The sequence below is a fragment of the Pseudomonas segetis genome, from assembly GCF_900188155.1.
Lineage (GTDB): Bacteria > Pseudomonadota > Gammaproteobacteria > Pseudomonadales > Pseudomonadaceae > Aquipseudomonas > Aquipseudomonas segetis.
Genome location: NZ_FZOG01000013.1, coordinates 1 through 3,249, shown reverse-complemented (window position 1 = coordinate 3,249; position 3,249 = coordinate 1). Strand labels below are relative to the sequence as shown.

Genomic DNA, 3,249 nt, shown 5'->3' with positions numbered 1-3,249 from the left:
TCGTCAAGCGCCTATACCGAAACCCCAGATCATGTAAATGGTCTGGGGTTTCTCTTTGCCCTAAACAAAAGCACGACTGCACAGCACTGCATGCCGATCGCCAGGGCAGTTATATCCATTGCAAGAAGCACGGCTTGATGGTCGTTACTCGGCTAATTCTGGGTGTATCGGCTTATTTGTACGGTTAATCGAGCCGTTGGCGAGTAGGCAATGCTGCGCCCCGCCGTTATCATGCGGGCCTCAATAGTTTTCGAGCAAAACATGCAGCCATTATTGCGGCTTCTACAGGACGGAAGGTTCCACTCGGGGCAGGCTTTGGGTGCGGAGCTGGGTATCAGTCGTTCAGCGGTATGGAAGCAGTTGCAGGTACTTGAAGCTGAGCTTGGGTTAACGATTCATAAGGTACGTGGGCGTGGTTATCAATTGCAGAATCCACTGATATTGCTCGATCAGCAGCGGCTGTCGACCAGTCATGCCTCGCTGGGCTGGCCAGTTACGGTTTTGCAGTCGGTAGATTCAACCAATGCAGAAGTCCTAAGACTGCTCGGTGCCGGCAAGCAGGCCCCCTTTCTATTGTTGGCTGAACAGCAAACCGCTGGGCGTGGTCGTCGAGGCCGTGCCTGGGTCAGCCCATTTGCTGAGAACATGTATTACAGCCTGCTAATACGTATTGACGGTGGTATGCGCCAGATAGAAGGGCTCAGCCTGGTCGTTGGATTGGCGCTTCTCAAGGCCATAAAGGAGCTTGGTGTCAGTGATGCTGGTTTGAAGTGGCCGAACGATGTGCTGGTTGACGGGCAGAAAATTGCAGGCATCTTGCTGGAAATGTCCGGGGATCCTGGTGATGAGTGCCATGTCGTCATCGGCGTTGGTGTTAACGTCAACATGAAGGTCGTTGAGGTTGATGCGATTACACAGGCCTGGACGTCATTGTCCAGGGTGCTGGGTAAGGCGATTGATCGCAATCAGTTGGTCGAGTTTTTTAGCAAGCATTTGCAGGCATACATGGCTGTGCATATGCGTGAAGGATTCGCCGCGCTACAGCATGAGTGGCAAGCCAATCACCTTTGGCAAGGGCGCATGGCTACGCTCACTGCGGGCAAGACTCCGATCAAGGGTGAAATAATGGGTGTGGACTGCACGGGTGCTATTCGCCTGAAGGTTGATGGTCAGGAGCGCAGTTTCAGTGGTGGTGAGTTGAGCTTGAGGCTGAGCGATGATACTTGAGCTTGATTGCGGCAATAGTTTTATTAAGTGGCGGGTACTGGCGGCTGATGCATCGCGCATTATATGCGCAGGGGTTGTCGGTTCTGATGCAGAGCTGATGCTTGCATTGAATGAGGAATCCCTGAACGTCACGGCCTGTAGGTTGGTGAGCGTGCGTACGGATGCTGAAACTCAATTACTGGTTGGCTTGATCAATGAGCGGTTTGGCGTCGAGTGCGCCTGTGCGCAGCCAGTAATTGAGCTTGCAGGGGTGCGCAATGGCTACGAGCAATATCAGCAGCTAGGTCTTGATCGCTGGCTGGCTTTGGTCGGCGCTTACCTGCATGCAGGCAAGGCATGCCTGGTGCTGGACTTGGGAACAGCCGTTACTGCTGATTACGTAAGTGCTGATGGTGAGCATCTTGGTGGTTATATCTGTCCTGGCGTGCCCCTGATGCGCAATCAGCTGCGTACCCATACTCGTCGGATACGCTACAGCGACGACACAGCAGAGCGCGCGCAACAGAAAAATGGTCCAGGGCGTACCACCGCTGAAGCGGTAGAGCGCGGGTGTTCGCTTATGCTGCAGGGCTTTGTTGCAACGCAGTTAGAGCTTGCAAGTGAATACCTGGGCGATACATTTGTGGTATTCCTCACGGGAGGGGATGCAGTGGTGGCCGTCGATATGGCGCCAGGTGCAATAATTGCTCCCGACTTGGTTTTCAAGGGTTTGGCTGCAGCCTGCCCGCTGTCCTGAGGTTTGCATGCGTTGGATATTTCTATTGCTGGTGGTGCTGAACGCTTTTTATTACGTCTGGCATCAGCAGCAGGCACCGCTTAGGCCAAAAGAAGTTGCACCTATGGCGCAGCAGCAGGGCGCCAAGCGTGATATCCAGTTGCTCAGCGAAACCGACAACCAGCAGCGCCGCGCGCCGGTTGTACAGGCTCCTGAAGACGATACATGCCTGTATTTGGGGAGCTTTGAACAGCGCTCTGAGGCTGAGGTCGTCGAGCAGCGGCTGATAAGCCTTGATATCAGCTCGCAGGTGCGTTCGGTCGATGATCAGGCTGGGGTGGATTATTGGGTCTATATCCCGCCTCTGGCATCCCGATCGGCTTCCCTGCGCCAGCTTAAAGAACTGCAAGCGCGAAACATTGATAGCTATTTGATCTCCCAGGGAGACCTGGAAAACGGTATCTCCCTGGGAATATTTCCACGCAAGGATTCGGCGCAAAGCGTGATTCAGCGCTTGGAAGATGTCGGTTACGAGTCTTCCTTGCGTGAATTACCGCGTGCGCATCGTAGCTACTGGGTGCGTATAGCCCCGGAAAGTCGGCGTTTGGCTGATGATTCGCTACTGGAAAAGCTCGCTTTTGATTTTAATGGGCTAAAACATCAATTAATGCCGTGCGAAAGCATTGCATCCTCGCAATAGATTGCATAGAATGGCGCCCGCTTCGCAGGGTGGCCTTAAACAGCAATTCAGCGAAGTTACTGTCAAATGCGCTAAGCTCAGGTTTTTATTGAGAAAATGCTTGACAGTAGGGTGGCTTCTCTTGAGAATGCCGCTTCCTTTTGGAGGGATTCCCGAGCGGCCAAAGGGATCAGACTGTAAATCTGACGTCTACGACTTCGAAGGTTCGAATCCTTCTCCCTCCACCAGATTTAGCGTTAATTGCAAGTTGAGCGGGTGTAGTTTAGTGGTAGAACCTTAGCCTTCCAAGCTAATGATGCGGGTTCGATTCCCGCCACCCGCTCCAAGTTTGCAGTGTTCGCGACACTATTCGCTCATGTAGCTCAGTTGGTAGAGCACACCCTTGGTAAGGGTGAGGTCGGCGGTTCAAATCCGCTCATGAGCTCCATTTGATAAAGGCAGATATGCAAGTATCTGCCTTTATTTTAATGGTGGTAAGGCTACTGCAATTCTTCGCTTGGAGACGGTCGAGATGGCTAAAGAAAAATTTGAACGTAAAAAACCACACGTAAACGTTGGCACAATCGGCCACGTTGACCATGGTAAGACTACCCTGACTGCAGCGCTG

4 protein-coding genes and 3 tRNA genes are annotated in these 3,249 nt (G+C 52.8%); all 7 read left to right on the top strand.

All coding sequences use genetic code 11. The features are described from left to right. Window positions 1–261: 261 nt before the first annotated feature. On the top strand, window positions 262–1,227 hold the full coding sequence (birA, locus tag CHB79_RS21850; protein ID WP_089361432.1) for a bifunctional biotin--[acetyl-CoA-carboxylase] ligase/biotin operon repressor BirA: 966 nt from the start codon (window positions 262–264) through the stop codon (window positions 1,225–1,227). Further along, complete coding sequence (locus CHB79_RS21845) at window positions 1,217–1,963, top strand: pantothenate kinase (RefSeq protein ID WP_089361431.1); 747 nt, start codon at window positions 1,217–1,219, stop codon at window positions 1,961–1,963. The genes birA and CHB79_RS21845 overlap by 11 nt, the downstream gene beginning before the upstream one ends. A gap of 7 nt (window positions 1,964–1,970) precedes the next feature. Continuing rightward, complete coding sequence (locus tag CHB79_RS21840) at window positions 1,971–2,642, top strand: SPOR domain-containing protein (RefSeq protein ID WP_029529742.1); 672 nt, start codon at window positions 1,971–1,973, stop codon at window positions 2,640–2,642. 142 nt (window positions 2,643–2,784) lie between these two features. Next, window positions 2,785–2,869: transfer RNA gene (locus CHB79_RS21835), tRNA-Tyr, on the top strand. Window positions 2,870–2,893: 24 nt separating this feature from the next. Further along, window positions 2,894–2,967: transfer RNA gene (locus tag CHB79_RS21830), tRNA-Gly, on the top strand. Between the two features lie 26 nt (window positions 2,968–2,993). Then, window positions 2,994–3,069 (top strand) — tRNA-Thr (locus tag CHB79_RS21825). Window positions 3,070–3,153: 84 nt separating this feature from the next. Further along, window positions 3,154–3,249, top strand: a 96-nt coding sequence (locus tag CHB79_RS21820; RefSeq protein WP_141133447.1) for a GTP-binding protein, incomplete at its 3' end; no start/stop codon positions are given.